A 24845-nucleotide genomic window follows, 5' to 3' on the forward strand; every position below is an offset into this window, starting at 1 on the left:
CGTGGCATCAATCATTCAATAAATCAATCATTCAAAAATGATTAACCAACCCTACCATCATTCATTTTTTGCCTTAGTTCCTTACTTATCTCTTCGGTTATGGCAACAATATCATCGGCAACGTGGCTGTTGTTTAAAATGATCTTATCGCATTTGGCTTTAAATGGTAGTAAAAAATCTTTGTATGCAGGCACAACGTGGTGTATCCACTTATACATCACATCATCGTGCGAGTAGCCGCGCTCCACAAGGTCGCGGTGCAGGCGGCGCTGCAGGGCTACGTTCTCGTCGGCATCAATAAATATCTTCAGGTCAATTGCTTCGGCAATTTCTTTAAAGTGCATAATAAACAAGCCTTCCACAATAATAATAGGGGCGGGCTGTATGGTAAGCATTTTAGGCACCGCGTTAGGGTTGCCAAATGTATATTCCTTTTTTACAAAGCTTTCGCCGGCCATCAGTTTGTGCAGATCGCTGATGAAATGTTCGCTGTCTATGGTATGTGGCAGGTCAAAGTTGTAGAGTTTGTTCTCCTCGGGCGTCATGTTATCCGCTACCGGGATGTAATAATCATCCTGCGATACCAGGCATACCTCTCCGTTGGTAAAATGTTTTAAAAAACAATTCAGAAAAAAGGTTTTGCCCGACCCACTGCCGCCGGCAATTCCAATAATATAAGGTTTACTCATTCGGCGATCCGTAGCTTATGTTAACATGGAAACGTTTATCTAAAGCACCAAGCGCATCGGCAACACCTTTGGTCATTACAACTATGGCGTCTTTGGTGTTCTCATTATCATTAATACGACCAACAACCCGGGCAAAAGTGGTGCGGTTGGTCATAGGGTTGGTTATCTTTATTACGGTACCTATAGGCGCGGTGCGGTGGAGTATGATCTGTTTGTTGGCATTCAGATCCGGATCTTCTATCCAGATACCTACACCTTTTTCATTCTTTTCATACATGCCAAAGCTGCCGCTGCGTAAAATACGATGGCCCATGCTGTCCACACTGTCAGATGCTGTAACTATGGTCGAGTCGCGTTTGGCAACAACGGGTGGTTGCTGATATACCGGGGTTGTTGTAATATGTCTTTCAACCGGCTTTTCTATGGGCTTATCAACCGGTTTCTCCGCGGGTTTTTCTGCTGACGGCACGGCGGCCCTAACCAAAATAATTTGCCCCGGCGAAAGCGTGGTAGATTTTAAGTTATTTAATGTGGTAATATCATCAACAGTAGTATTAAAGCGCCTTGATATGGCGTATAAAGTTTCGCCTGCCGATACCTTATATTGTGTAGTTGCGGGGTTGTTTTGTGCCGCGGCATTTGTAACGGGTTTTTGCAATGGCGGATTATATACCGGTGTTGTTTGCGTTACAGGCTTTTGCACCGGCGGTGTGTAAGCAGGCTGTGTTTGTGGTTTATTTTGAGCAACAGCAGTTGTGGCGTTACCGGTAAAAGGGATGTTTGTAGGCACCTTTATAATTTCGCCGATACCCATTTTAGCGTCCTTGTTAAAATCGATGATGAGTTTAGGGCTAATGTTATACCTGCGGCCTATCGAGTAAAAATTATCTTTAGGATCAAGTTTATGGAGTATTACTTTTTTGCCGCCCTGGTTTTCAACACCAACAGAATCAAATAAAATGTGGCGGGCAAAAAGCGAAGGCGATAAGGCTAACAGGAGGGCTATGAGTGGGAAAAATCTAAAATTCATGTTCTTCTTTAACAGGATGTTATAAATTTAAAACCTTCAATCCGGTTTTGTTTTTAATATAGATCAGTTTGTTCAGGTACACTATAAACGATTCGGGTTGCAGTTTTTGTATAAACTCATTTAATAAATCGTTATAAACAATCACACCGTCTTTACTGATCAGTAAAATTTGCTTCAGTATTCCGTTATTAAGCAGGTGCAAAGATACAATTCTAAAACTATTGTGCTCCATGTAATGAACATTGCCTGCCGGTTCGCCAGTTAAGCTATCTTCAAACCCTGTAGGAATATGGTTCAATATATCCGGAACAAGGATATTTTGCTGCTGTGCGATATCAGCACTTTTATCAAATTGCCTTACCGTTTTACCAGTAGCCGCGTCGGTTAAAAATAATTTAGGTGGTTGTACCTGCGTATTATAAGTAACCGGCCCATTTATACTGATGTGTTCGATCGCGTCGATATAATTGACCCAAAGTTCGTTCCCGTTACTCCCGTCAATAGCCGTTATTCCTTTTTGATTGGGGCTTTGCGCCGATTGGTAACCATGCAAAAATAGTGTGCCGTTAAAGCTGCCCGCTAAACCTGACAACCATTTTTCAGCTAATACAAGGTCTTTAAATTGGGTGTTCCCGGTAGCCAGGTTCAGGCCTGCAAAGCTTAACTGCCTGTTTTCGCTGTCGCGGATCTCGGCAAATACCAGACCGGCCGCTTCATCTATCACCAGCTTCCATATCTGCCCGGCAAAGTTTTCGTTAATGTAAGCTTGTAACATCATATCCTGTCAATCAACAAAAGTCAGAAAAAAACCCGGCTCCAACCGGAACCAGGTCAATTTGTTTATTTAATAAGGTTATTAAAACCTCATCCCGAAAGTCAGGAATACATTATTTGATGTTTTATTTAAACTTGCGGTTGGCTCGGTACCGGTACTTAAATTATACGGGGCAGTTAACTGTGTGCCGGTGCTATTGGTGTAGGTAGCATCAATATAATAATTCATAATGTGGTAGCCTAAGCCACCGCTAACCGTATTAATGGTATTGGTTGAACCTTTAGGCGGGCTGCCCTGTATGCCATAGCCGGCACGTAAATAAAGCATATCTAACTTTAACTCACCACCCACATGCGCGTTAACGGTTGATTTGTATGCGGTTTTGATGCTGTGATTGTCATCCGAAGAATTTGAATAACCATCGCCTGATGAAAGGCTAACGGATGAATAATCAAGATACTCAAAATCACCTGTGATGAAACCCGATTTGCCAATAAAAGCGGCAATACCGGCACTTAATCTCCATGGCGAGCTAAAGCTATAGGTGGTTTGATAATCAACCGGGCCATAGCCATAGCTTTGATTGTAAGGGCTACCATAAACGGTTTGCAGGTTTTCAGAAAAATCATCCTGCATGGTGTACCAGGTAGGCGTGGTAACGGTGCCGCCAATGCGTATGGCATCAATCAACTTATAAATAAAACCAATACGTGCGTTAAAGCCTGTACCGGTAGTTGCCTGCACTTGCGAGTATGTATTGGTGTACGGATTATTAAAAGCCGTTGTAGTTGGCTGAATGTTAGCTATCCCGCTTTCAGTAAAGGTCCTTGTCATATTATACCTGATGCTTGTTATACCAATTCCTCCGCCAATATAAAATTGGTTACTGTAATTGGCCCCAACCGAAAAATCAAACTCTGTGCGCCCGCCATCCCTTATAATATTGTCTGCCTGGTTAACCGGCTGGTTTGGCACCCCGGGCGATGTGCCAAATACATTACTTTGAAACCTGAAGCCTTTGCTTGGGTCCAACGGGTCGTTTAAATGCTTGTCAATTATAATATGGTTGGCTGCATCATCCTGCAAGGCGCTGCCGTTATAATCAACACCTTGTGAGTTGGCAAGGTCGGCATAGTAATTTGTGATCGAGTTTTTGGTATTAGTACCACGGTAGCTAATGTTTTCATAATAATCTGCCGTACGGTTAAATGATGCCCCAAAGTTTACACTTAACCAGCCTTCACCTTTATTGGCACCTGCCGGGCTATTTAACTTATTATAAAATACTACTGCGGCATTGTTAAAATTAACATTATTGCTGTTGGCGTTATTGGTTTGCCCTAAATAGGTAGCCTTAACACCGGTTAAATTAAATTCGGGGGTAAAGCTCGCGTCCGAACTGGTATAAAAGCCTAAGCCCGCGGCATTGCTGCTTATTGAACTCAGATCGCCACCTATGGCTGTTGTAGCATTACCTATAGCCTTTAGCCTTGCTGTAGACCCGGTTTGCGAGGTTGAAAACCTTATCGCATCCTGCGAGAATTGGGCAAAACTATCTTTGGTAGTGGCTACTATAACCACTACAGCCAGTAAATATTTTTTTTTCATTTGGTTATTTATATTAGAGATGTATAAAAAACCGTGCAGGTTGCACGTGGTGTAAAATAAACCCGCACGGTTTTTTAAATATGGTATTAAGGTCTTACCGGCCTGCCGCCACCCGAAGATGATGAACCAGAGGATGAAGAGCTTGAAGAAGATGATGATGACGACCCTGAGTTATTATTGCTAGCCGGTGGGGTATATTGTTGTACCTGTGGCTGATATTGTGGTTGAACGGTAGTAGTACGTGTTGGACGCTGGCTAACAGTTTGGCCACCATTATTAGGGCTGCTTACTGATGCCCTTGTAGGCCTGTTGCTTGGCGGATAGCTTGATGCGTTGCCATAACCTGTATAAGTGCCGCCAACACCTGCTCCCGGTAAGCCAGAACCGCGATATGGCCTTCCGCTTACTACGGTATTACCCCCGCTGTAACCATAACCCGGTATTGTATTGTAATAAGAATATGGCCCCCAGTATGAGCCACCACCGTAACCGTAGCCATATGCGTTATAACCATAAGGACTGTATGAATAGAATGGATTATAGCTATAGCCATAAGGCGAATAGCCGTAATAGTTATACGCGCCATAACCCAGGCCTAAACCTATGCTAATGCCCGTACTGTATGGGTTAAAAGGGCTGTAACCATAATATGCGTTGCTATAATATGATGATCCGTATGGTGAGTAACCATAAAAACGGTTCAGGCGCGATTCATAACTATCATAATAATAGTAATCGGCACTTCTTTCATTGTTAGAGTAATTATCATGGCGATAGGTATCCGTATTTACTGCTGCATAAACGGGTTCATCGCCGGCTTTGGCTTTGGTGAAATATACATCATCGGAATTGACTGCCGAAACTAATTTATTTTGTGTAGAACAGGAACTCAGCGCAACCACGCTGATAAATAGTATTCCTAATGTAAGGTTCCGTTTCATAATTTATATTGGTTGTAAAGTAAAAGGTTAAATAAAGTATAAATTTATAAATTTGGCGTCAATAATAAAATAACGTTTAAGTCATATTTCATTCTAATCATGAGCAAAGGGGTCATCAGTAAAGACGAAGATTATTCACAATGGTTTAACGGCTTGGTTGTTAAAGCCGACCTGGCAGAACATTCCGCAGTTAAGGGCTGCATGGTAATAAAACCATACGGATACTCCATCTGGGAAAAAATGCAGGCCGCACTCGATCAAATGTTTAAAGATACAGGGCATAGTAACGCGTATTTCCCGCTGTTCATCCCAAAATCTTTCTTTTCAAAAGAGGCCAGCCACGTGGATGGCTTTGCTAAAGAATGTGCGGTAGTTACACACTACAGGCTAAAGAACGATGGTAACGGTAATATTATTGTGGATGAAGATGCGAAACTGGAAGAAGAATTAATAGTTCGCCCAACATCCGAAACCATCATTTGGAATACCTACCGGGGATGGATCCAATCTTACCGCGATCTGCCCCTTTTAATAAACCAATGGGCCAACGTTGTACGCTGGGAAATGCGCACCCGTTTGTTCCTCCGTACCACCGAATTTTTATGGCAGGAGGGCCACACCGCTCACGCTACCGCCGAAGAAGCCATAGCCGAAACCGAGCAAATGCTGAACGTGTATGCCGATTTTGCCGAAAACTGGTTAGCGCTGCCTGTTGTAAAAGGCCGCAAAACAGCTAACGAGCGTTTCGCCGGTGCCCTGGATACCTATTGTATCGAAGCTTTAATGCAGGATGGTAAAGCCCTTCAGGCAGGTACCTCGCACTTTTTAGGTCAAAATTTCGCCAAGGCTTTTGATGTGAAATTTGCCAATAAAGAGGGAAAGCTCGATTACGTTTGGGCAACCTCATGGGGGGTGTCTACCCGTTTAATGGGTGCGCTGGTAATGGCACACTCTGATGATGCAGGCCTGGTACTGCCACCAAAACTGGCGCCTACGCAGGTAGTTATCGTTCCCATCTTCCGCAGCGAAGAAGAGCTGGCGCAGATCTCTGAATTTGTAGCTACCCTGACCAAAGAACTGAAAGCGAAAAATATCCGTGTAAAATATGATAACCGCGATACCCAGCGCCCCGGCTTTAAATTTGCCGAGTACGAATTGAAAGGTATCCCGTTGCGTGTTGCCATTGGCGGCCGCGACCTGGCAAATGGCACCGTAGAATTGGCTCGTCGCGATACAAAAACTAAAGAGACCGTTCAACAAGCAGGTTTGGCTGAAATGATAGATGGATTATTGGTAGAGATACAAGCCAATATTTACCAAAAAGCGCTCAACTTCCGCACCGAGAACACCCGCGAGGCAAATACTTACGACGAGTTCAAAAAAATGCTCGATGAAACCCCCGGCTTTATCTCCGCCCATTGGGACGGCACACCCGAAACCGAGGAACGCATCAAACAAGAAACAAAAGCAACCATACGCTGTATCCCTTTAGATAACAAACTGGAAGACGGCACATGTATACTATCCGGCAAACCATCAACACAAAGGGTGCTGTTTGCAAGGGCGTATTGATTTGTTGTAAAGTTGTAAGGTTTTAATGTTGCAATGTTAATTGCAGGGCTAAATGCTATACTTTTGATGTTCAACATTTGAACTTGACAACTTTCAAACATTGTAACATTTCAACCTTACAACAAAAAAAATGAAATTCGCAACCAAAGCCATACATGCAGGGCAAGAGCCCGATCCAACCACAGGCGCGGTGATGACGCCCATATACCAAACCTCAACCTACGCGCAAAAAACGCCCGGCGATCATAAAGGTTACGAGTATTCGCGCGGTACCAATCCAACCCGCAATGCGTTGGAGCAATGCCTGGCAGCTTTGGAGGACGCCAAATACGGCCTTGCTTTTTCGAGCGGCCTGGGTGCAACCGATGCTGTGATGAAGCTGCTGATGCCAGGGGATGAGGTGATCACCGGCGACGACCTCTACGGCGGATCATACCGCATGTTTACCAAGATTTTCGCCAACTTTGGTATCAAATTCCATTTTATCGATATGTCAGATGCGGCGAACATCCTGCCGTACATTACCGATAAAACCAAGCTGGTTTGGATAGAAACGCCTACCAATCCCACCATGAAAATTGTGGATATCGAGGCTATCGCCAACATCACCAAGCCAAAAAATATTTTACTTTGCGTAGATAACACCTTCGCGTCGCCATACCTGCAAAACCCTATCGACCTTGGTGCCGATATCGCCATGCACTCCGCCACCAAATACCTCGGCGGCCACTCGGATGTGGTAATGGGCGCATTGATGATGAACGACGATGAGCTGTACAAAAAGCTTTGGTTTATTTACAACGCTACCGGCGCGACCCCCGGCCCTATGGATAGCTTCCTGGTTTTGCGCGGTATCAAAACCCTGCACCTGCGCATGAAAGCCCATTGCGAGAACGGCCGCAAAGTTGCCGAGTACCTCAAAAAACACCCAAAGATCGACAAGCTTTACTGGCCAGGTTTCGAAGATCACCCTAACCACGCCATAGCCAAAAAGCAAATGCGCGATTTTGGTGGGATGATATCCTTCACCGTAAAAGGAGCAACATTAGAGAGCACTTACGCCCTCGCATCCAAATTCAAAGTATTCACCCTTGCCGAATCGCTCGGCGGTGTAGAATCGCTGTTGAACCACCCCGTAAGCATGACCCACGGCTCCATCCCCAAAGCCGACCGCGACAGGGTAGGCGTAGTTGACAGCCTGCTGCGCCTGAGCGTAGGGGTAGAGGATATTGATGATTTGCTGGAAGATTTGGAACAAGCGTTAGCTTAAGATGGAAAGCTGGGTCCAAAAAGCTATTTCTCAGTGGACAATAGAAGGGCTTAAGTTGAATCCGGCAGTAACTGTCGCTGATATTGCTAATGCGGAGGAGCAAATTGGATTTTCATTTCCGGACGATTTCAAACAATTATACTTAACAGTAAACGGTTTTGTTGATTTCGAATTTCGTGGTTTTTTTATGCTTTCTCTATGGTCTTTGGAACGAATTTTAGCTGACTACGACAAAACGAAAGAACTCATCATGTTTAGCGACCATTCTATTTCACTATGTCAATATGGCTTCAATAAGAACAAAACGGGACTATTCAGAGCCTGGACGCATCATCAACAAGGTCCTGTGGATTTCATCGCAGAATCATTCCGACAAATAATAGAATTAATCAACAGTGATTCACAACTCCTTTTAGATGATGTTTGAAAACCTGGAAAATCTTAAAGCTTTTCTTGATTCTAAAGTCATTCAATATAATCGCCCTGATTTTATTAAGAACGACCCCATTTGCATCCCACACCTGTTCACCAAAAAGCAGGATATCGAGATCATGGGTTTCTGGGCGGCTACACTGGCCTGGGGGCAGCGGGTTACCATCATCAATAAATGTAAAGAACTCATTGCCCTGATGGACGGCGCACCTTACGATTTCATTATTAACCACCAGGAGCCCGACCTCAAAAAACTCCTCCACTTCAAACATCGCACCTTTAACGATATCGATACCCTGTACTTCATCAGCTTTTTCAGGTATCATTACGAAAGCCATGAGTCGCTGGAAGCAGCGTTTTTATCGTCAAATAATAATGAAGCACCATTTAATAATAGTGCGTCATTGCGAGGAACGAAGCAACCTCTGCACATGCTAATCAAAAACCAAGAAGTAACTACTACCGAAAGTTCCCTCAACCATTTTAGAGAATACTTTTTCTCACTACCCGATTACCCGCACCGCACCCGCAAGCACGTATCATCACCGTCACAAAAATCAACCTGCAAAAGGCTCAACATGTTCCTCCGCTGGATGGTACGAAAAGATGATAATGGCGTCGATTTCGGCATCTGGAACCACATCAAACCCGCCGACCTCATCATGCCCTGCGACCTGCACGTCGACCGTGTGGCCCGCAAGCTCAACCTCATCACCCGCAAACAAACCGACTGGCAAACCGCCGTCGAGCTCACCGAAAGGCTAAAAGAATTTGACCCGGTAGATCCTGTGAAGTACGATTTTGCTTTATTTGGGTTGGGGATAGAGGAGAAATTTTGACCGCTGATTTTCATTGATTTTTATGATTTTGCTGATTAAGGAAATCGCTTTTTTAAAACTCAGTGCACTCTGTGTTTCTTCTCTTTGCGAACTCTGTGGTTAAAACTGAATTATCTATTTAATTCAATATTCCCTACCTTGCATTAATGAATCCCGACCTCCTCACCGATGGCTCAGCCGAAGACCTGCAGGCTTTCCTTGCCGGGAAGTCAGAACATACATTGATGCTCTTCCATCACTTCGTTAACGAGTATAAAAAACTGGGCCACGTAACCGTGCAGCCCGCCAAAACCATGATCGGTATTGCCAATCCCAATAAACGTATTGCGTACGTTACGCAACTGGGCAAAAACTTTGTGCACGTTATATTTCCTTTCAAACAACGGTATGATGATAACCTCTGTTTCCAAAAAATAGCCCAGGTACCCGGCGATGTGCAATGCAACCACCACTTACGCATCTTCCTGCCCGAAGATGTGAATGACGAGGTTTTGCATTACATGAAATTGGCTTATAATTCCTGAATCATTCCCCTTCCGTCGCGAGTTTCCCGCATAGTAACCCTTTGTTTGCAAGTATGTTAAAACATACACTCATGGTCCGTTTAAGTACGCTTATATAACTAAAAGGGCTTAGGTATTATTCAATTATGCCTTTTATCGGCAAAATGTATCTTGGCATATACATTGTATTGCTATTTAAGCAACCATAACCATAGCAAGCTAACTATGTGAGGTTTACAGAACATTGCTTATGATAAATAAATACTAAACGCCATGGATAATTACAGAGAAATAAAAAACAACCTCGTGTGGCATAACGAGGGCAAATTTGAGGTTGAACTGATTAACGGGGTAATCACTAAACTCAACTTTTGCGAACCCGGCAAGGGCAATCACGATACCGGCTCATGCCTTACATCAACAAATTATAAATTTTTGCAGAATGTATACACCAGCCTAGGCGACCTTTTTGCCTTTATCGAAGAAGAGAACAAGCGCTTAGGCTACAGCTATGCCAAACCCGGCGAGGTATCGCAATACCGCGTAGAAGAAAATACGGCTGCAGCTACAGAAACAAAACTGCGCCCGCTCATCAACTACGATGAACTGGCCGCACATCCTGCCGAAGAAAATAAATTAAGGGACATCGGGTAAACGGCTATATCACAAAGCCGTGCCCGATAAACAAAAGCGATAGTTTATTTTAAATAAAATAAATTATCAAACAAACACAATACAATATTTCGTACAGAAGTTCCCACTATGGACTATGGACTATGGACTATGGACTATGGACTATGGACTATGGACTATGGACTATGGACTATGGACTATGGACTATGAAAACTCCCCCCAATTCCCGACCTTTGCCTAAATGGCCCATAACGCACAACCCGTAACCCGTAATCCGTCAAAAGAAGAAACTATTGTAGCCCTAGCTACCGCCAACGGGGTAGGGGCCATCGCTGTGATCCGCCTTTCGGGGCCCGATGCTATTATGATTGCCAACAGTGTTTTTCGCGGGAAAGATCTCACCAAACAAAAGTCGCACACCATTCATTTTGGAAATATTGTTGATGGCGATATAGTGCTTGATGAAGTACTGGCATCCATATTCATCGCGCCAAGCTCCTACACACGCGAAAACGTAGTAGAAGTTTCATGCCACGGCTCTGCATACATCATCGAATCGATAATAAAACTGTTCATCAAACAAGGCGCCCGTGGCGCGAAGCCAGGCGAGTTCACCTTGCGCGCCTTCATCAACGGCCAGCTCGACCTAAGCCAGGCCGAAGCCGTGGCCGACCTGATAGCCGCTAATTCCAAAGCATCACAACAGGTAGCCATGCAGCAACTGCGCGGCGGTTACAGCAGCGAACTCAAACAACTGCGCGAACAACTGGTCACCTTTGCATCACTGATAGAACTGGAACTCGATTTCTCGGAAGAAGACGTAGAGTTTGCCAACCGCGATCAGTTAAAGCAACTCGTAGTTGATATCAGTAAGATGATCAGCAAACTCATTCAATCGTTCGAATTGGGCAACGCCATAAAAATGGGCGTAAACACCGTCATCGCCGGAAGGCCAAATGCCGGTAAATCTACCCTGTTGAATGCCCTGTTAAACGAAGAACGCGCCATAGTTAGCCATATTGCCGGCACCACCCGCGATACCATCGAAGAAGTGCTCAATATCAACGGTATCAACTTCCGCCTGATAGATACCGCCGGCCTGCGCGAAGCCACCGACACCATCGAAGCCATCGGCGTACAAAAAACCCTCGAAAAAATAAGCCAGAGCGCCCTGCTGTTATACGTTTTCGATGCCGAAAATATGACCGGCGACGAAGTACAAAAAGATATTGAAGAACTACTGCACCCCGGCCTGCCCGTACTGGCCATAGCCAACAAGATCGATCTCCTCAACAACAGCGCCTTGGCCGAAGGATTTAAATTACCTGATGAGGTAAAGCTGATTACCATATCCGCAAAACAAAAACAGCACATAACCGAACTTAAACAAGCCATATACAACAGCGCCATTCACGGCCAACTCAGCGGCGACGAAACCCTGGTCACCAACATCCGCCACCTCGAAGCCCTCCAAAAAACAGAAGACGCCCTTATCCGTGTCCTTGGCGGGATAGACAACCCCATCGCCTCCGATTTTTTGGCCCTCGACATCAAACAAGCCCTGCATTACCTCGGCGAGATTACAGGTGTGGTTACAACTGATGATCTTTTGGATAATATATTTTCGAAGTTTTGTATCGGCAAATAGTGCCGCAAATCATCACAAAATATATCGATATAAGTCACTGTTAATCAGTGATTTTTGTAAAAATATTCCTTCTCGCTTTGTTGTCTGTTTTGCTTTCTTTTGTGTAGATTTGTACCTTATTTGTACCTCGGATTTGATTTTTTACCTGATCAAATTTTGAACGTGAAATAACCTTACTTATTTAAACTTATTTATATCTAATTACGTTAAATTTGTTTTATATCAACTTGTTATGAGCTCAAATATTCACATCAAAAGGATTTGCCAGCATTGCTCGAAGGAGTTTATCGCAAGGACTACCGTGACCAAATATTGCGGTGACGATTGTTCGAAGCGGGCATATAAAGCCAGACTTAAACACGATAAAATAAAAGCCAGTAATGAAGAAACGATCGCCGTTAAGTCTTTACCGCTGGTTGCTGTTAGGGAGAAAGAATATCTGACGGTGGCAGATGTTGCGTTACTGTTGACCAGCTCAAAAGTTGCTGTTTATGATATGATCAATAGCGGAAGGCTAAAGGCCAAGAATTTATCTAAAAGAAAAACCAGGATTTTGAAAGCTGATGTCGATAAACTGTTTGATGTGGTGGCTCCGGCTAATCCTGCCAAAGTTGAAAAAAAGGAAATTAAAGTAAATATTGCTGATTGCTATACCATAGGCCAGGCGGAGAAAATAAGCGGGATGTCTAATAAAGCCTTGTTTGATTTCTTGAAACGAAACCAGGTCAAAAAAATATCACAAGGAAAGTTTGTATATGTACCAAAGGCTATCATCGATCAATTGATCGCTTAAAATAAATATTATGAAAGTTACATTGAGAAAGAAAGGGATATCGAAGGGGATGGTGTCATTGTATCTGGATTTTTATCCGCCCATATTGCATCCGGATACCGGTGCTTTTACCAGGAGGGAGTTTCTTGGGCTTTATATCCATAAGAAAAGCAGAAACGAAATAGAAACCAATCATAATAAGGAAACGCTAATACTGGCACAGGCAGTTTGTGCCCGGAGGCAGCTGGATATTCAAAATGAAAACTTTGGCTTTATTTCGTCAGCCAAACGCCAGGGTAGTGTGTTTGATTATTTTCAGATCGAAGTAGATAAGCGTAAGGGTTCGAATTATTTCAATTGGGATATGGGATTGCGATATTTCAAACATTTTGCAGGCCCGGACCTACGTTTTGTAGACCTGAATCTGACTTTGTGCGAAGAGTACAAAAAGTATTTGTTAAGTGCCCATGGTATAGGCAAGAAGGAAGGTCCATTGTCTCGCAATACAGCTGTAAGCTATTTTGCGAAATTGAAAGCTATTCTTAAAAAGTGTTATAAGGATAAGCTTTTGACCGAAGATTTGAATGCTATAGTTGAGCCGATCAAGGAAAAGGAAGTTCATATCGAGTTTTTGGAAATAGATGAGCTTCAAAAACTCATTAATACCCCTGTCGATGATCAATTTCATAAGAATGTATGTTTGACGTCAGCGTTGACAGGTTTGAGGTTTTGTGATGTTGAGGTGCTGACCTGGGGAGAGGTCAGAGGAGTGGAGGGTAATCATTTTCTACAATTTACTCAAGTAAAGACGGATGGGGTAGAGGTGATGCCAATTTCAGATCAGGTGTTTGCCTTGTTCGGCGACAGGCGTGAGAATGATGATTTTGTTTTTCCAGGATTAAGCTATTACAAAGTCAGTCTGTTTTTATCAAAGTGGATCAATTCGGCGGGTATCAATAAAAAGTTTAGTTATAATTGTTTGCGTCATACTTGCGCAACGTTACAGATAGATTCAGGAGTAGACATTTATACTGTGTCAAAGATGCTGGGGCATCGTCACGTCAAGACCACCCAGCGTTATGCAAAGGTCGTAGACAGGAAGAAAAAGGAAGCTGCTAAAAGTATAAAGGTTGAAATACCTACGGTAGTTAATCGAACACTTCGGTTGGTGCAATAATACAGGATACGAGGAGAGATTGAGGCTAACTAACTATAATAGATTCTAGGTAATTAAACATATTTACCATAGAGGTTAATTAGCGGCCGATTGGGCCATGTAGCCTATTGATTTTTGAAATCAATAGGCTACATGGCCCAAATTAAATCGCATATACTTATCTTTGAAATGCAATGAGTTTACCGATAAGAATCCATTATAATGGTCAGGACTATACCTATAAGATACTGACCAGAAACATTAGTAAGGATACCCAAGAAATTAAAATTAGCTTCAATAATGAGGAATATACGTTAGTGGCAAACATTCGTAAAGAATGGACAATTGCTGAGACTTGCGTCAGGGATCAGCATGAACTGTTGCGGGCTATTGCTAAGAATATTGTTTTGAGATATCATCTTTAACGGAGAGAAATTTAAAATTTCTATTTGATCCCGATGGGATCATGTTTATATGTCAAAAAGTGATAGAAACGCTTTATTCAATCTTTCTAATCAAAATGGGCACCAGTCATTTTGAAACGCTTTTGAACTGATTTTAAGCACAAATTCGTGTTATTCAAATTTCTGATTTCAGAATTAAATATTGAAAAAAAAACCTGAATTTTTCGGGATGCCTGTGATTTATAATGAACCTAACATACCAAGATCCCGACATTAACAAAGGTATTATAGTGATTAAAAGGGGAATATTTTATTGCGGGATATAGTTAGTTTCATGACTGTTAATCAGAGGGTCGCTGGTTCGAGCCCAGCCTCAGGAGCCTGAAAATCAATGATTTAACCCAACTCGGACGAGTTGGGTTTTTTTATGTACACAAAATGTGCACACAAATTTCAGAAAACAATTACCCCTCTCATAATCTGTAGCTCGATTCGAGAATACTTTTACATTGAAAAGAACTTATATTCTAATTACCAAAATGCAACACTATGCCTAATTTTTGGGCTTTTGGGCAACAGAAAAAACTTTACCCCTTTCTAAATCAGAAAATGAAAATGCAGGGATCTTCAAGTCTTTAACATATTTAGTAGGCATGATATGATTGGTCAAAACGAATGACCTGATCTGATAGGGATCTCCGATATTAAGCTTCTGCCGAACCTGTTCGATATTGCTTTTTAGCCATTGGTCCCGCTTAATATGTTTGATGATCATCCCTTCTTTGCCATCCTTACCGATATAATTATTCATCTCACTATAAATATCGTATGCGATCTTTGCCTGTGTGGTGTTTTTACATTCTATAGCGTAAATGATCTTTTTATCATGATCGATACAAAGAACATCTATATCACCTTTGTCTGAATCTGCCACAAAAAAACCCTTCGGTTTGATCTTTACTTCATGGGATATGACCTGCAAACCGGTATTTGCTTTTAGCCAGCTACAAACGGAATTCCTGAAATTAGTCCCTTTGATATGATTCCGTCCGGCGAGTAAATTGTTTATACCAAAGTTTTTTTCATCCACTTTCAGCGTTCCATCTAAAAATCTGGACACCATATTATGGCCGGCCATATAAATATGGCGGGCACTAAGCAGATAGAAATTTTGCCCGTTGATGACCAATTTTATCAATGGTCTCGATAAATAAGAATTTCGCCGGTTATACCTCCACGGGTAAATCTCGTGGCGCTGCTTTTGGGGAACATTCATTACCCCATTTCTTTGAACAAATGTCAGTAAAGAAAGCAGGCTGCTGATTTCACCGTCGCTCAGCCCCGATCCGAGCATTTTATAAATGTCGCTCTCGGGAACTAATTCGACTGAGCTCCCGGCTACAAGTAACTGCGTACAGATATGTTTGCAGGCACCGGCGATATTCCAAACAGTAATGCCCCATTCTTTAGTAAAGATATCGTCAACGCGGTCAAAATAAGGTTCCGCCACTTTTACCGCAATAGCTTTTCTCTTTGCTCGGGTGAAGTTATGTTGGAACTCAGCGATAAAATGATCAAAGTCCTCCTGGTAAATATCACGTGCAAAATCACTATTGATATAAGCACCTATTTTGATGCGGCCGGATTTCAGGATACCGATCTCGGGATCAGCAATATCATAGTTTACACTGTCTGAAATGGACCCGCAATTAAGTAATTCGGACATGTGAGCCAGCATCCTGTCCGTATCGGAGTGGTTGACCATGGCGGTACCGCTGGGCATCTCGCAAGCGACGAATTCAATGAGGCTTCTTAGCGCCAGGCCAACGGTAACCAAGGCTGATTCTGTTTCGTTGAATTTCTCAAAAACGTTATAAAACTTTGAATAGCAAGCCTCCTGAACCGGATAAGAAATCTTTCTATGCTCCCGATTCTGTACGATGCTTTCGTGTTGTTTCATCAAAAAATGAAGTAGTGGTATTGCCGGATAAGCGGCGATCATTTCGATCAGTTTTTGAAAATGCACCGCTACCAGGTCATTCAGCAATTTTACTTTTGCCGGTTTTTCAGTGATGTTATTCGATATCGGGGTTTTATAGGCCAACCATTTAACCTGGCTTTGCAATAGGTAGGAAACATCGAAATCCGGCACTTTCCGCGCTCGGGGTAGATCGACATCCGATAAAATCGGCGTATTATCCGAGTCGGTAATGATGATCATTTTTTTCATGGACCGCGCCATGTGCCGTTCCAAGGCAGTTCCTTTCGCATCTTCAGTCATTCGGGATCCGGTGCCAAGTTTTTCTATGAGCGCTCCCAATATATCGATCACCTCTGTAACGAAATACCTTTCGCCCTGGTTTCCTGAACCCACAAATCTGCTTACGACCTCAATTGGAATGTTGATCTCGGCAGCCCGCATAACGTCTTTGATCTCATATTTCAGCGAAAACGGTTCGGCACTTTCCCCAATGTCCCATTTCTCCGGTTCACGGAACTCTTTGTGGAAAAGAAGGGTGATCATGATCGGGACCTCGCCGAACTGACCGATAAAGGAGGCAAGATCATCGTAGCACTCGTGTAGCCAAAATAATAATGCGGACATATACATTTCAGCATTGTAGTCACTAAGCGTATTGCTCTGTACCCATATCGGGCACGAATATTTGAGCAGGCAACTTCTAAAAAAGCCGAATTTGGTCTCGTTAGAAATATATACCGGATAATATTTTTCCTTTCGATGACATTGCACATAACCTGTCTGCCCATCATTGAAAAATGGTATTCCAATACGGTCACTTTTGGATTTGGCATCCCTTTTAACGCCGCCTTCTATTTCGAAATCGAAAAACACCATCTCCATGGGCCGCTCATCGTTTTGAAAAAAGCTGTCGTTGTTATCTTTGAACCATTTGAATTTTGAAAGATGGGTATTATGGTGCATGAAGGTAATTATATCCGCCGTCTCTTTTAAATGAGTAGCATACTGCCAGATCGTAAGGGGATCAAAATCCCATTTACTGGTCAGGAGCTCGAGCGCCGTTAAAGAAAAAGCGATCTCAAGATCGATGTCTTTTTGAGGGGGGAGCGCCATGTAAAAGTTGTCCAGAATATTGCTTTTGTTGATGATCTCGACGAGCAGCAACTTTCGGGCGGGGTCTTTCTCTTTGATCCTCGCTACAACCCTTTCAATTCTTTCAGTATATATTTTCGTCATGGCCTCAAAATCCTGCACCTGCTTACCTTTGAGCGTCGGCACCTCGTTGATCATGATGACCAAAGCAAGCTTATCAGTATCGAACTGGAACATCGATTCTTTTACGATCACATATGGCGACCTCTGCTCTGATTCCGGACTTTCAAACTGCAATGATGTCCAGCCCATCCGTTTAAATATTTCATCGACATCTTCCTGACAATCTTCTGCGAAATAGCTGATGTATTGGTTCAGAACCCCATGTCTCTCTGCCTGTTCTAAAACGAATTCGTTGATGCAGGCCAGTTCCGCAGTCGGTAACGGCACAATAAAACGATCACCAATTTTAATAAAAGGTTTTCGGAATAGCGGATTTTCATCGGGATTACTAAGGTCGATCTTTTGCCCCTGAACACTGAAAATAAATTGGTCGATAACCCCGGGATCCAGCATATTCGATCCGCACATCGCAACCAATTCACTATCGCTGAACTCAAAATACTCTTTTTGTTCTACGGCCAGTACCGCCGATGGCACATACAATTCATCCTCTTTGATATCTTCGAAGATCCGATAGGATTGACCGAGTTGGCGGGCGATATGGTCGTGGATATGCAAAAGGAATATTACCGCTTCCGACGTTTCCTTTATGAATCTGATCGGCAGTCTCCTTCGCAGCGTTAAGGTATAGAGATTACGTTGGGCAATTGCGGCGGCATCTGAGAATATACCGGGGTAAACGATGTTATTCCCGTTCAAAAACACGATGTTGTCCGTAAGAAATTCTTCTGCGGGATCCTCAAACGGGTGTTTGGTACATTTCGCCCTCAGCGCTTTCAATAAACTTCTATAATCGGTCGATCGATCATAGTTAACTTTTGTAGCACCTATGTCATTGATAACGCGGCTGATCAATCTTTCCAGCCGGATATTCTTGCCATGATTTTGTGGAAGTACCTGTAATAGTCCGAGCAGTTTCAAGACTTCAAGCGGATCAAATGCCTTTAAAAAAGTAAGATCAACCTCCGGGATCTCAGGCATTGACGCTTTGAAGTCACCGAAAGAAAATGGCTCTTCGGCGGCGGCCTCGTTGATACAGCATTTCTTGAATTTTTTCCCGCTTCCGCAAGGACATGGATCGTTCCGGTGGACTTTCTGCATTGCCTGGATATTATTTCATGAAAGTAATATATTCTACACAACTCAAAGGGGACTTTAATATTTGTTTTGATGTTGTATGGAAATTATCCTTTGAAAAATGCTGTAAATAACCAGGAATGCAAATTGCCATATTATCCACATTTGGTAAATTATAATATCAAAGGTCGATATTTGAATGATCATAAAGCACAAATGACCATACCTCAAACCGCCATCCGATTACTGGAAAACAATAGAGACGCAGCTGCAGTAAACCGCGGGTTTTATTATCAATATTTAAATGTTTTAAAAAAATGGGTAGATAATTTTATCAGCGACAATACCAGTAACATTTCAACAGAGGTTGGCGATGATATTAAAGAAGTTAATGGACGGATCGTGTTTACCCAGGTAAAATGTTATTCATCGACCTTCAATTTGAAATCTAAGGAAGTGCATAAAGCACTTTTAAATTTCTTTTCACTTTATTTGGCGGAGCACTGTGATCAACCGGAGTTACAGTTTGTGTTCCTGACTAACACGGCTATAGCGCACAATGAGCATTTGTTGAAAAATTGGATCGCTGCTTGGCCTCTCGAAGACAAGAATCTGACCAAACAGTGTACCGCCAAAATAATTGAAATACTTCGTGGCGAGGTCAACAAACTCAAAGCTCAGCGACTGGCTGCAAAAAAAATAACGCAGCTACAGAAAGAAGAAATCAAGTCGGGAGCCGACGGTGTTCGAAAGTTACTTACCTATGAATTTATCGGGGAGTTTGTAAAATGTATCAGGTGGGATTTTGGAAACAAGTCGCCTGAACAAAGTATTGCAAAATTGACGAAAAATATCAGTGGATTACTCGATCATGCTAAATTCCGCGGCAGGCCAGTATCTATCCTCATGAATGTTTTGCTTTCTGAGATCTATCGTTGCTCGCAAATGGCAGATCCTGGCAACCGGGTGGTCAATAGCGGTCTACTGGATCGGATCTTAGACTATACCGATGAGGACCTTAAAAAATACGTCAACCGCCACCTGCTTGACCTCTTTGATGATCGTTTTAAGGAGATCACGGCAGCAGTTCATGAGTTACAGGAAATTGCACGGACCCAGGCCGAAGTGCAGGCAACACAGGGTGCTGTTATCGCAAACCTGGTTAAAGTTTTTAAGCCGCAGTCGCTTCCAAAATTACTCACACCCATGCCATTTCTTAACCGGAGCAACCTCATTGCGCGCGATTCACAATTAAACGAAATCGAGTCATTACTGAACGAAGATCGGCAGGTTGCCATCATCGGGGAAGGTGGCATGGGAAAAACTACTTTGGCTGCGATGTTTGTCCATAGGCAAAAGGAGAACTACGACCATATCATTTGGCTAAATGCAGAAAGCGGTTTGGTCCACAGCATGACACTCAATGAGCATTTGACGAGCTTACTGCAGCTTGAACTGAGAAACGCGGAAGAAGACATCTGGAAATTACAGCAGATCGTACAGCGGCTGATCAGTATTGAAGGTAGGAATTTATTGATATTAAATGGTATTGGGACTGAAGATCAACATTTGATCGCCTTACTCGAAATCGATAACTGGGAAATACTGGTAACCACAAGGTCAAGGCCAAAAAATTTAAAACCATACCCACTGCAATCATTGTCGTTCGAGCAGGCAAGTTCATTATTTGCGAAATATGAATCAAGCGAACAAGCGACAGAAACTTTACAACGTGCGTTTTTTGAATTGGTAGACTATAATACGCTTATGATCGAACTGGTCGCCAAGACGATTCGTTACAGCTTTGACCTGACGCTCAAAAAGTTTCTGCAATATTTTGAGCACCAGCAACTGAACCATGCCGACATGCAGGTTGAATTACCGGTAAACGGCAAGACTGACACTGACCGGCTGTTTCCGATCCTTCTCAGAACCTTTGATCTAAGTAAACTGGAAAATGATGAAAGTCAATATTTTATTGAGCTGTTCGCACTCTTGCCCGGCGATGAGATCAAATTATCCGATCTGGTCGACTGGTACGGCCCGCAGTATGTCGAAAAAAACAAGGTCGACCTGACGAACGCGATCAATAAAATGCATGAACGGGGTTTGATCAACCGGGACGGCGATACTATTCGTATGCACAAGATCTTCCAGCAAGCCATCCTCTACCAGTCGAGGCAGGCAAAAAATCCGTTTGCGGGTCAACTTTTCCATCTTGTTTATCTAACGGCCAGGATCCGTGAAGGTGCCCGGAACAATCCAAAAGAAGCCATCAGGTTTTTGTTGTACGGCGAATCGATCCTGAATAATATCAAGGAACCTTTCCGCAGATCGATCTATCAGCCCCTGCTGGCGTTGGAAAACGAAACCCTCAACGTGTTCAACTGGTTGATCACACCAGACCATATGGTCAACCGCTGGAAGAACCTCGCTCAAAGAGCTGAGGCATACTTTAATGCTGATGAACCTTTGCTTGGGGTTATCTTCAATAATTACGCATTGGCCCTCGCCGGTCAGGAAAACACGGATGAGGCGATATTCTTTTTTGAAAAGGCGATAGCAGTGATGAAGCATCATGAAGCCAAACTCAATACCCAACTGATCACCGCACTATGCAACCTGGCGCAGCTTTTTGTGGTCAAGAATGACCTCGCCAAATTCAAAGTTCATTTTGACGAGGCGCAGGCGATCAGGAAGCGGCAGGATGCTTCGGATGACGTTTCCCTACCTATGCAAAGTAATGTGATGGGTAATGCAAATCTCAGCATAAAAAACTTCCGCGCGGCCATAGAAATGTATGAAATGGCGGTCGCTTTGCATCTGGAACTACCCCCGGCTAAAAGAAATGATATTAACCTGGTCATGTATTACACCAACCTGGCGAATGCACATTTGCTTAATAACGACAATGATATGGCACATAAAGCGGTCATGCGTGCAATTAACGTGATGGATAAGTTAGAGAGTCAAAACACGAAAATCACGATCGGGTTGATCGATATCATGATCTTGTTAGCTAAAGCCGATGGGAACGAGGAGAACGCAGCAGCATTAATACAGTCCCGTGAACGTCTTTTAGAGAAGGTTGGTTTAAAGTGAAAATGAACCGTCCAAATCCTATCTTTAACCATGGATAAAGCTTTACAACAAAAAATAGCCGACCTGATACGTTATCATCCCGAAAATGAAGGCCTTGATTTCAAAAAGGAATGTCACCGTAAGGAAAAAAATGCCGAGTTGCTGAAAGATATCATGTCATTTGCCAATGCAGAAATGCCCGGTGAAAAATACATCATCTTCGGAGTGAAGAAACATACGAACTCATTCGAAATATTTCCAATTGACACTGAAACTGATGAGGCTGCGCTCCAACAATTGATCATGGCTAACCTAACCCCCGATATTCCGGTAGCTTATGAAACCATGTTATTCGATGACAAATTGATCGCTGTACTTCGCATCAAGAATACGGTGGATAAACCTTACATGGCGAGCAAAAATACGTCGGATGGGAAATCAGGATCATTACGCACCGGCGAAATGTGGATCCGAAAAGGGAGCCATAAAATGATCTTGACCCGGTATGACCTCGATAAGATCTACGCAGAGAAATATGGAAAATCGCGATTGGAAGGAAAGATAAGCGTACAATTTGAAAACGGTTCCCAATACTGCGAATTCCCTTGCGTCAGGGAAGTAATGTTTCCGTCTGATGTTGAGAGAATAAAGATAGCTGAACAAATCCGTTTCAAGGAATCCTTGAGCGGACCAAGGTTTCTCGAATATATCGACAAGGCGGAACCAAACAGTTATGGAAGCATGGCGATACCGAAGTTGAGGCAACTTTTTGCAGATGCGGAAATGCACTTCCGGGAGGAAGACAGGCATTACCTATATGAAACACGCGCAGTCATGCTTAACCTCCAGGTCATCAATAGGGGCGATCAATACCTGGAAGATGCATTGATAGAAATTCGGATCCCGGTAACTGAGAGTCTTTTCATTTCCGACCACATCTGGTCGCGAGGCATGCAATACAGTGGACTCGATGCCCACTTGCCGAAAGCTAAATATCCTTCCGTTAAGGAGGAGAACAACTATTTCGTTATCACAGAAAGCATTGGAAACGTACGTCATAACGTACCTTCGCCGGCATTTTTCACGGCAATCCGGATGACTCCCGGCGAAAGCCTTTCCGGAATTTCGGTTATGGTAACAGCAACGGTGCACGGTAGTAATCTTAGCCAGGCGCAGTCCAATACACTAGAAATTAAATTTGTTTAATTGGCTTGAACAGTCGACAATCGAAATTCGTAGTAGTCAGCAAAGGTTCGTAAAATCAGGTTATTTACCATCCGAATAGCAGAATCGCGTTAAATAGCATTGTGCCAGGTAATGCTGTTTCATTGATTTTCGGATGGGATTGAATTTGCCGCTGTATCGCTTGCTCATAATTCCCCAAACTTAAAGTTAGCTAACTTATCGTATTATTTAATTGACGGCGGCAGGCAATCCCTCCGTGATATTCAAAGCATCCAGGCTCGCCCTCACATAGTCCCGTACAGCGAACGGTTCCCGCATAATTTTACTGGCTACCTGTTCGAAAGGTGCGCTTAGTGAAAAGTGATCGACCATTTGATGCGTGCGGTTGAATTTCTTTTTGCTGCGTATCAGATACAACTGATATGCAGCAATCAGCGCACTAAGTTCGGTAGCTGGCGTTTGCATCAGGTCGAAATATTGCAGAAAGAAGCTGATATTGATAAAGGTGAGCGGGTGAACTTTTTTGAACTTTTTATCAAGGCCCTTTTCGTTAACTTGTTTTCTAAACGATCGTTCCAGGTACAGGTTCATACCCGGCATATTGAAAAATATATCTCCATATACGATAATGGGGAATACCTCCAGGTTACGTGCATACTTATAACCCTGTGGATCTTCGAAAGAACTTTCAGACAAATGTTGAATTTGTTTAAGAAGTTGCCCAGTTCCTTTACCCGAATTATTCATTTTTAGATCAATCACTTCCATGATCTTTTCGTACGAAAATGAGTTAACCGCCCCGGCCGGGAAGTAAGCATCTTTGATCTCAAAGAGGGTAACTTTGTTACCTGTTCGATAATAAGCATCCGGGAAACCTGGTTTACTTTGATCATCGAATAATAACACCCGTCGTTTTGCCTTATAAGTCGCTTCGAGTAATTTCCGGGCCAGATAACCTTCTGTAATTTTATGACCGGTGAAATTTTTAAAATCTATAAATTTTTTGAAATGAGGATGGTTCTTAATACCTGAATTCTCATAAAAATCAAAAATCAAACCCTCGTACATTTTATTTCCCAGAAAACTCCAATTCAACACGATCCAGGTATCCTCGTTTAAGCGAAATAACGGTTTGGCTTTTATCCCTGAGTAATTGCTTTTGCCGTTGCTGAATTTTAACCGATAATCGTTGACGTTGATCGTAAACTGTTCAAACAGTGTTTCGAAACCTTCGGCCCGCCGAATAAAAAAAGAAGAAGTACCGGTACCTCCCGGCCCGATAGACTTGAAATTTGTCATCAGGAGCTGGCAAATATCTAGCACATAGTTCATTGCGGTTGCTTTACCATGCAATTTTAAGTAGTTTTTAACATACTCCCCGTATTCGGAATGCACTTGCAAATAATTTAGGAATACGATCCCCCTCAACATCACCAAATAAGGGTTGACTGGCTGGCTCACCTCGAATTGGTCAATTAGTGATGGCCACATCATTTTTTCAAAATATTGCGGATCATCCACGTTGTGTTCGGCTTGTTCCTTTTTGTTTTGATTGGCTGCTTGTTCCGCGATCAGAAAGTAAGCTTTGAATACATTTAATTCCTGCTCGGCGGTCGAGTCACTATCCGGAAGCTCACGGTAATTTGTGAGTTCGTAGTGCATAAAGTTCATATTGTAGGAGGGGGAGAAAAAATACGTTGATTCTCCTTTTTGCCTGCTCATTTTTTCAAGGGCACGCCCGATGATTTGCTGCTTGGTTTTTAACGTCTGCCGCGCCATCAACAACTTCATAATCTTAACTTGTGTTTCCTGACCCGCATCATTGGAATACAGTTCTGCGTTGATCAAGGCTAGCAACTGGATGATCAATTTTGATGGTACACCAGTCAACAGTTCCTCAACTGAAGCCACCTCACCCGGAAAAAGGTCCTTAAATTCGGGCGTTATAATGACTTCCATATTTATTAGGGTTAT

Annotated in this window: 18 protein-coding genes; 11 read left to right on the top strand and 7 right to left on the bottom strand. The window is 43.0% G+C overall.

Translation table 11 applies throughout. From position 1 onward, the window contains the following. Positions 1-41 precede the first annotated feature (41 nt). From KXQ82_RS04155 to KXQ82_RS04175, 5 genes are all read right to left on the bottom strand, one after another. The gene (locus KXQ82_RS04155) at positions 42-689 is read right to left on the bottom strand and encodes a uridine kinase family protein (protein ID WP_219486905.1); all 648 of its coding nucleotides are present in this window, start codon (positions 687-689) and stop codon (positions 42-44) included. Next, a complete protein-coding gene (locus KXQ82_RS04160; protein ID WP_219486906.1) occupies positions 682-1719 on the bottom strand; it encodes a DPBB and LysM peptidoglycan-binding domain-containing protein in 1038 nt (345 codons plus the stop codon). Before KXQ82_RS04160 ends, KXQ82_RS04155 begins: the two co-directional genes overlap by 8 nt. Before the next feature lie 19 nt (positions 1720-1738). Beyond that, positions 1739-2497 carry a DUF4905 domain-containing protein gene (locus tag KXQ82_RS04165; RefSeq protein ID WP_219486907.1) on the bottom strand — a complete coding sequence of 253 codons (759 nt, stop codon included), beginning with the start codon at positions 2495-2497 and terminating at the stop codon, positions 1739-1741. A 78-nt stretch (positions 2498-2575) separates the two neighbouring features. Beyond that, positions 2576-4102, bottom strand: a complete 1527-nt coding sequence (locus KXQ82_RS04170) for a hypothetical protein (protein ID WP_219486908.1) — start codon at positions 4100-4102, stop codon at positions 2576-2578. Positions 4103-4188: 86 nt separating this feature from the next. Beyond that, the gene (locus tag KXQ82_RS04175; protein ID WP_219486909.1) at positions 4189-5043 is read right to left on the bottom strand and encodes a hypothetical protein; all 855 of its coding nucleotides are present in this window, start codon (positions 5041-5043) and stop codon (positions 4189-4191) included. A gap of 99 nt (positions 5044-5142) precedes the next feature. Here KXQ82_RS04175 and proS point away from each other — a divergent pair, with 99 nt between their 5' ends. The 9 genes from proS (at position 5143) to KXQ82_RS04220 (ending at position 13889) form a co-directional block, all read left to right on the top strand. Further along, the gene (gene proS, locus KXQ82_RS04180) at positions 5143-6615 is read left to right on the top strand and encodes a proline--tRNA ligase (RefSeq protein WP_219486910.1); all 1473 of its coding nucleotides are present in this window, start codon (positions 5143-5145) and stop codon (positions 6613-6615) included. A 130-nt stretch (positions 6616-6745) separates the two neighbouring features. Beyond that, positions 6746-7885 carry a cystathionine gamma-synthase gene (locus KXQ82_RS04185; protein WP_219486911.1) on the top strand — a complete coding sequence of 380 codons (1140 nt, stop codon included), beginning with the start codon at positions 6746-6748 and terminating at the stop codon, positions 7883-7885. 1 nt (position 7886) lies between these two features. Then, positions 7887-8312: an SMI1/KNR4 family protein gene (locus KXQ82_RS04190; protein WP_219486912.1), complete on the top strand. Its 426-nt coding sequence runs from the start codon at positions 7887-7889 to the stop codon at positions 8310-8312. Next, positions 8302-9156: a TIGR02757 family protein gene (locus KXQ82_RS04195; protein WP_255563423.1), complete on the top strand. Its 855-nt coding sequence runs from the start codon at positions 8302-8304 to the stop codon at positions 9154-9156. Before KXQ82_RS04190 ends, KXQ82_RS04195 begins: the two co-directional genes overlap by 11 nt. Before the next feature lie 146 nt (positions 9157-9302). Next, entirely contained in the window at positions 9303-9680 is a 378-nt protein-coding gene (locus KXQ82_RS04200) for a DUF5655 domain-containing protein (RefSeq protein ID WP_219486913.1), read from the top strand. Positions 9681-9932: 252 nt separating this feature from the next. Further along, positions 9933-10313 (top strand): hypothetical protein, encoded by a 381-nt coding sequence (locus tag KXQ82_RS04205; protein ID WP_219486914.1) that lies wholly within the window; start codon positions 9933-9935, stop codon positions 10311-10313. A gap of 220 nt (positions 10314-10533) precedes the next feature. Further along, positions 10534-11940 carry a tRNA uridine-5-carboxymethylaminomethyl(34) synthesis GTPase MnmE gene (gene mnmE, locus KXQ82_RS04210; RefSeq protein WP_219486915.1) on the top strand — a complete coding sequence of 469 codons (1407 nt, stop codon included), beginning with the start codon at positions 10534-10536 and terminating at the stop codon, positions 11938-11940. A gap of 232 nt (positions 11941-12172) precedes the next feature. Beyond that, positions 12173-12733, top strand: a complete 561-nt coding sequence (locus KXQ82_RS04215; protein WP_219486916.1) for a helix-turn-helix domain-containing protein — start codon at positions 12173-12175, stop codon at positions 12731-12733. Between the two features lie 10 nt (positions 12734-12743). Continuing rightward, complete coding sequence (locus KXQ82_RS04220) at positions 12744-13889, top strand: tyrosine-type recombinase/integrase (RefSeq protein ID WP_255563424.1); 1146 nt, start codon at positions 12744-12746, stop codon at positions 13887-13889. A gap of 936 nt (positions 13890-14825) precedes the next feature. Here the strand turns inward: KXQ82_RS04220 and KXQ82_RS04225 are convergent. Next, positions 14826-18629 carry a YecA family protein gene (locus KXQ82_RS04225; RefSeq protein ID WP_219486917.1) on the bottom strand — a complete coding sequence of 1268 codons (3804 nt, stop codon included), beginning with the start codon at positions 18627-18629 and terminating at the stop codon, positions 14826-14828. Positions 18630-18821: 192 nt separating this feature from the next. Here KXQ82_RS04225 and KXQ82_RS04230 point away from each other — a divergent pair, with 192 nt between their 5' ends. Both KXQ82_RS04230 and KXQ82_RS04235 read left to right on the top strand, forming a co-directional pair. Beyond that, on the top strand, positions 18822-21707 hold the full coding sequence (locus KXQ82_RS04230; RefSeq protein WP_219486918.1) for an NB-ARC domain-containing protein: 2886 nt from the start codon (positions 18822-18824) through the stop codon (positions 21705-21707). Positions 21708-21737: 30 nt separating this feature from the next. After that, positions 21738-22892 (top strand): AlbA family DNA-binding domain-containing protein, encoded by a 1155-nt coding sequence (locus KXQ82_RS04235; RefSeq protein WP_219486919.1) that lies wholly within the window; start codon positions 21738-21740, stop codon positions 22890-22892. A 207-nt stretch (positions 22893-23099) separates the two neighbouring features. Here the strand turns inward: KXQ82_RS04235 and KXQ82_RS04240 are convergent, their stop codons facing one another. Beyond that, complete coding sequence (locus KXQ82_RS04240; protein ID WP_219486920.1) at positions 23100-24830, bottom strand: hypothetical protein; 1731 nt, start codon at positions 24828-24830, stop codon at positions 23100-23102. Positions 24831-24845: the final 15 nt, after the last annotated feature.

This window comes from Mucilaginibacter rivuli (genome assembly GCF_019391655.1).
Lineage (GTDB): Bacteria > Bacteroidota > Bacteroidia > Sphingobacteriales > Sphingobacteriaceae > Mucilaginibacter > Mucilaginibacter rivuli.

Coding starts and splice junctions, on each gene's coding strand:
- KXQ82_RS04240 (WP_219486920.1), bottom strand. CDS start 24,830: ATGGAAGTCATTATAACGCCCGAATTTAAGGACCTTTTTCCGGGTGAG.
- KXQ82_RS04200 (WP_219486913.1), top strand. CDS start 9,303: ATGAATCCCGACCTCCTCACCGATGGCTCAGCCGAAGACCTGCAGGCT.
- KXQ82_RS04195 (WP_255563423.1), top strand. CDS start 8,302: ATGATGTTTGAAAACCTGGAAAATCTTAAAGCTTTTCTTGATTCTAAA.
- KXQ82_RS04230 (WP_219486918.1), top strand. CDS start 18,822: ATGACCATACCTCAAACCGCCATCCGATTACTGGAAAACAATAGAGAC.
- KXQ82_RS04175 (WP_219486909.1), bottom strand. CDS start 5,043: ATGAAACGGAACCTTACATTAGGAATACTATTTATCAGCGTGGTTGCG.
- KXQ82_RS04160 (WP_219486906.1), bottom strand. CDS start 1,719: ATGAATTTTAGATTTTTCCCACTCATAGCCCTCCTGTTAGCCTTATCG.
- KXQ82_RS04165 (WP_219486907.1), bottom strand. CDS start 2,497: ATGATGTTACAAGCTTACATTAACGAAAACTTTGCCGGGCAGATATGG.
- KXQ82_RS04170 (WP_219486908.1), bottom strand. CDS start 4,102: ATGAAAAAAAAATATTTACTGGCTGTAGTGGTTATAGTAGCCACTACC.
- KXQ82_RS04155 (WP_219486905.1), bottom strand. CDS start 689: ATGAGTAAACCTTATATTATTGGAATTGCCGGCGGCAGTGGGTCGGGC.
- KXQ82_RS04185 (WP_219486911.1), top strand. CDS start 6,746: ATGAAATTCGCAACCAAAGCCATACATGCAGGGCAAGAGCCCGATCCA.
- KXQ82_RS04190 (WP_219486912.1), top strand. CDS start 7,887: ATGGAAAGCTGGGTCCAAAAAGCTATTTCTCAGTGGACAATAGAAGGG.
- KXQ82_RS04235 (WP_219486919.1), top strand. CDS start 21,738: ATGGATAAAGCTTTACAACAAAAAATAGCCGACCTGATACGTTATCAT.
- KXQ82_RS04225 (WP_219486917.1), bottom strand. CDS start 18,629: ATGCAGAAAGTCCACCGGAACGATCCATGTCCTTGCGGAAGCGGGAAA.
- mnmE (WP_219486915.1), top strand. CDS start 10,534: ATGGCCCATAACGCACAACCCGTAACCCGTAATCCGTCAAAAGAAGAA.
- proS (WP_219486910.1), top strand. CDS start 5,143: ATGAGCAAAGGGGTCATCAGTAAAGACGAAGATTATTCACAATGGTTT.
- KXQ82_RS04205 (WP_219486914.1), top strand. CDS start 9,933: ATGGATAATTACAGAGAAATAAAAAACAACCTCGTGTGGCATAACGAG.
- KXQ82_RS04220 (WP_255563424.1), top strand. CDS start 12,744: ATGAAAGTTACATTGAGAAAGAAAGGGATATCGAAGGGGATGGTGTCA.
- KXQ82_RS04215 (WP_219486916.1), top strand. CDS start 12,173: ATGAGCTCAAATATTCACATCAAAAGGATTTGCCAGCATTGCTCGAAG.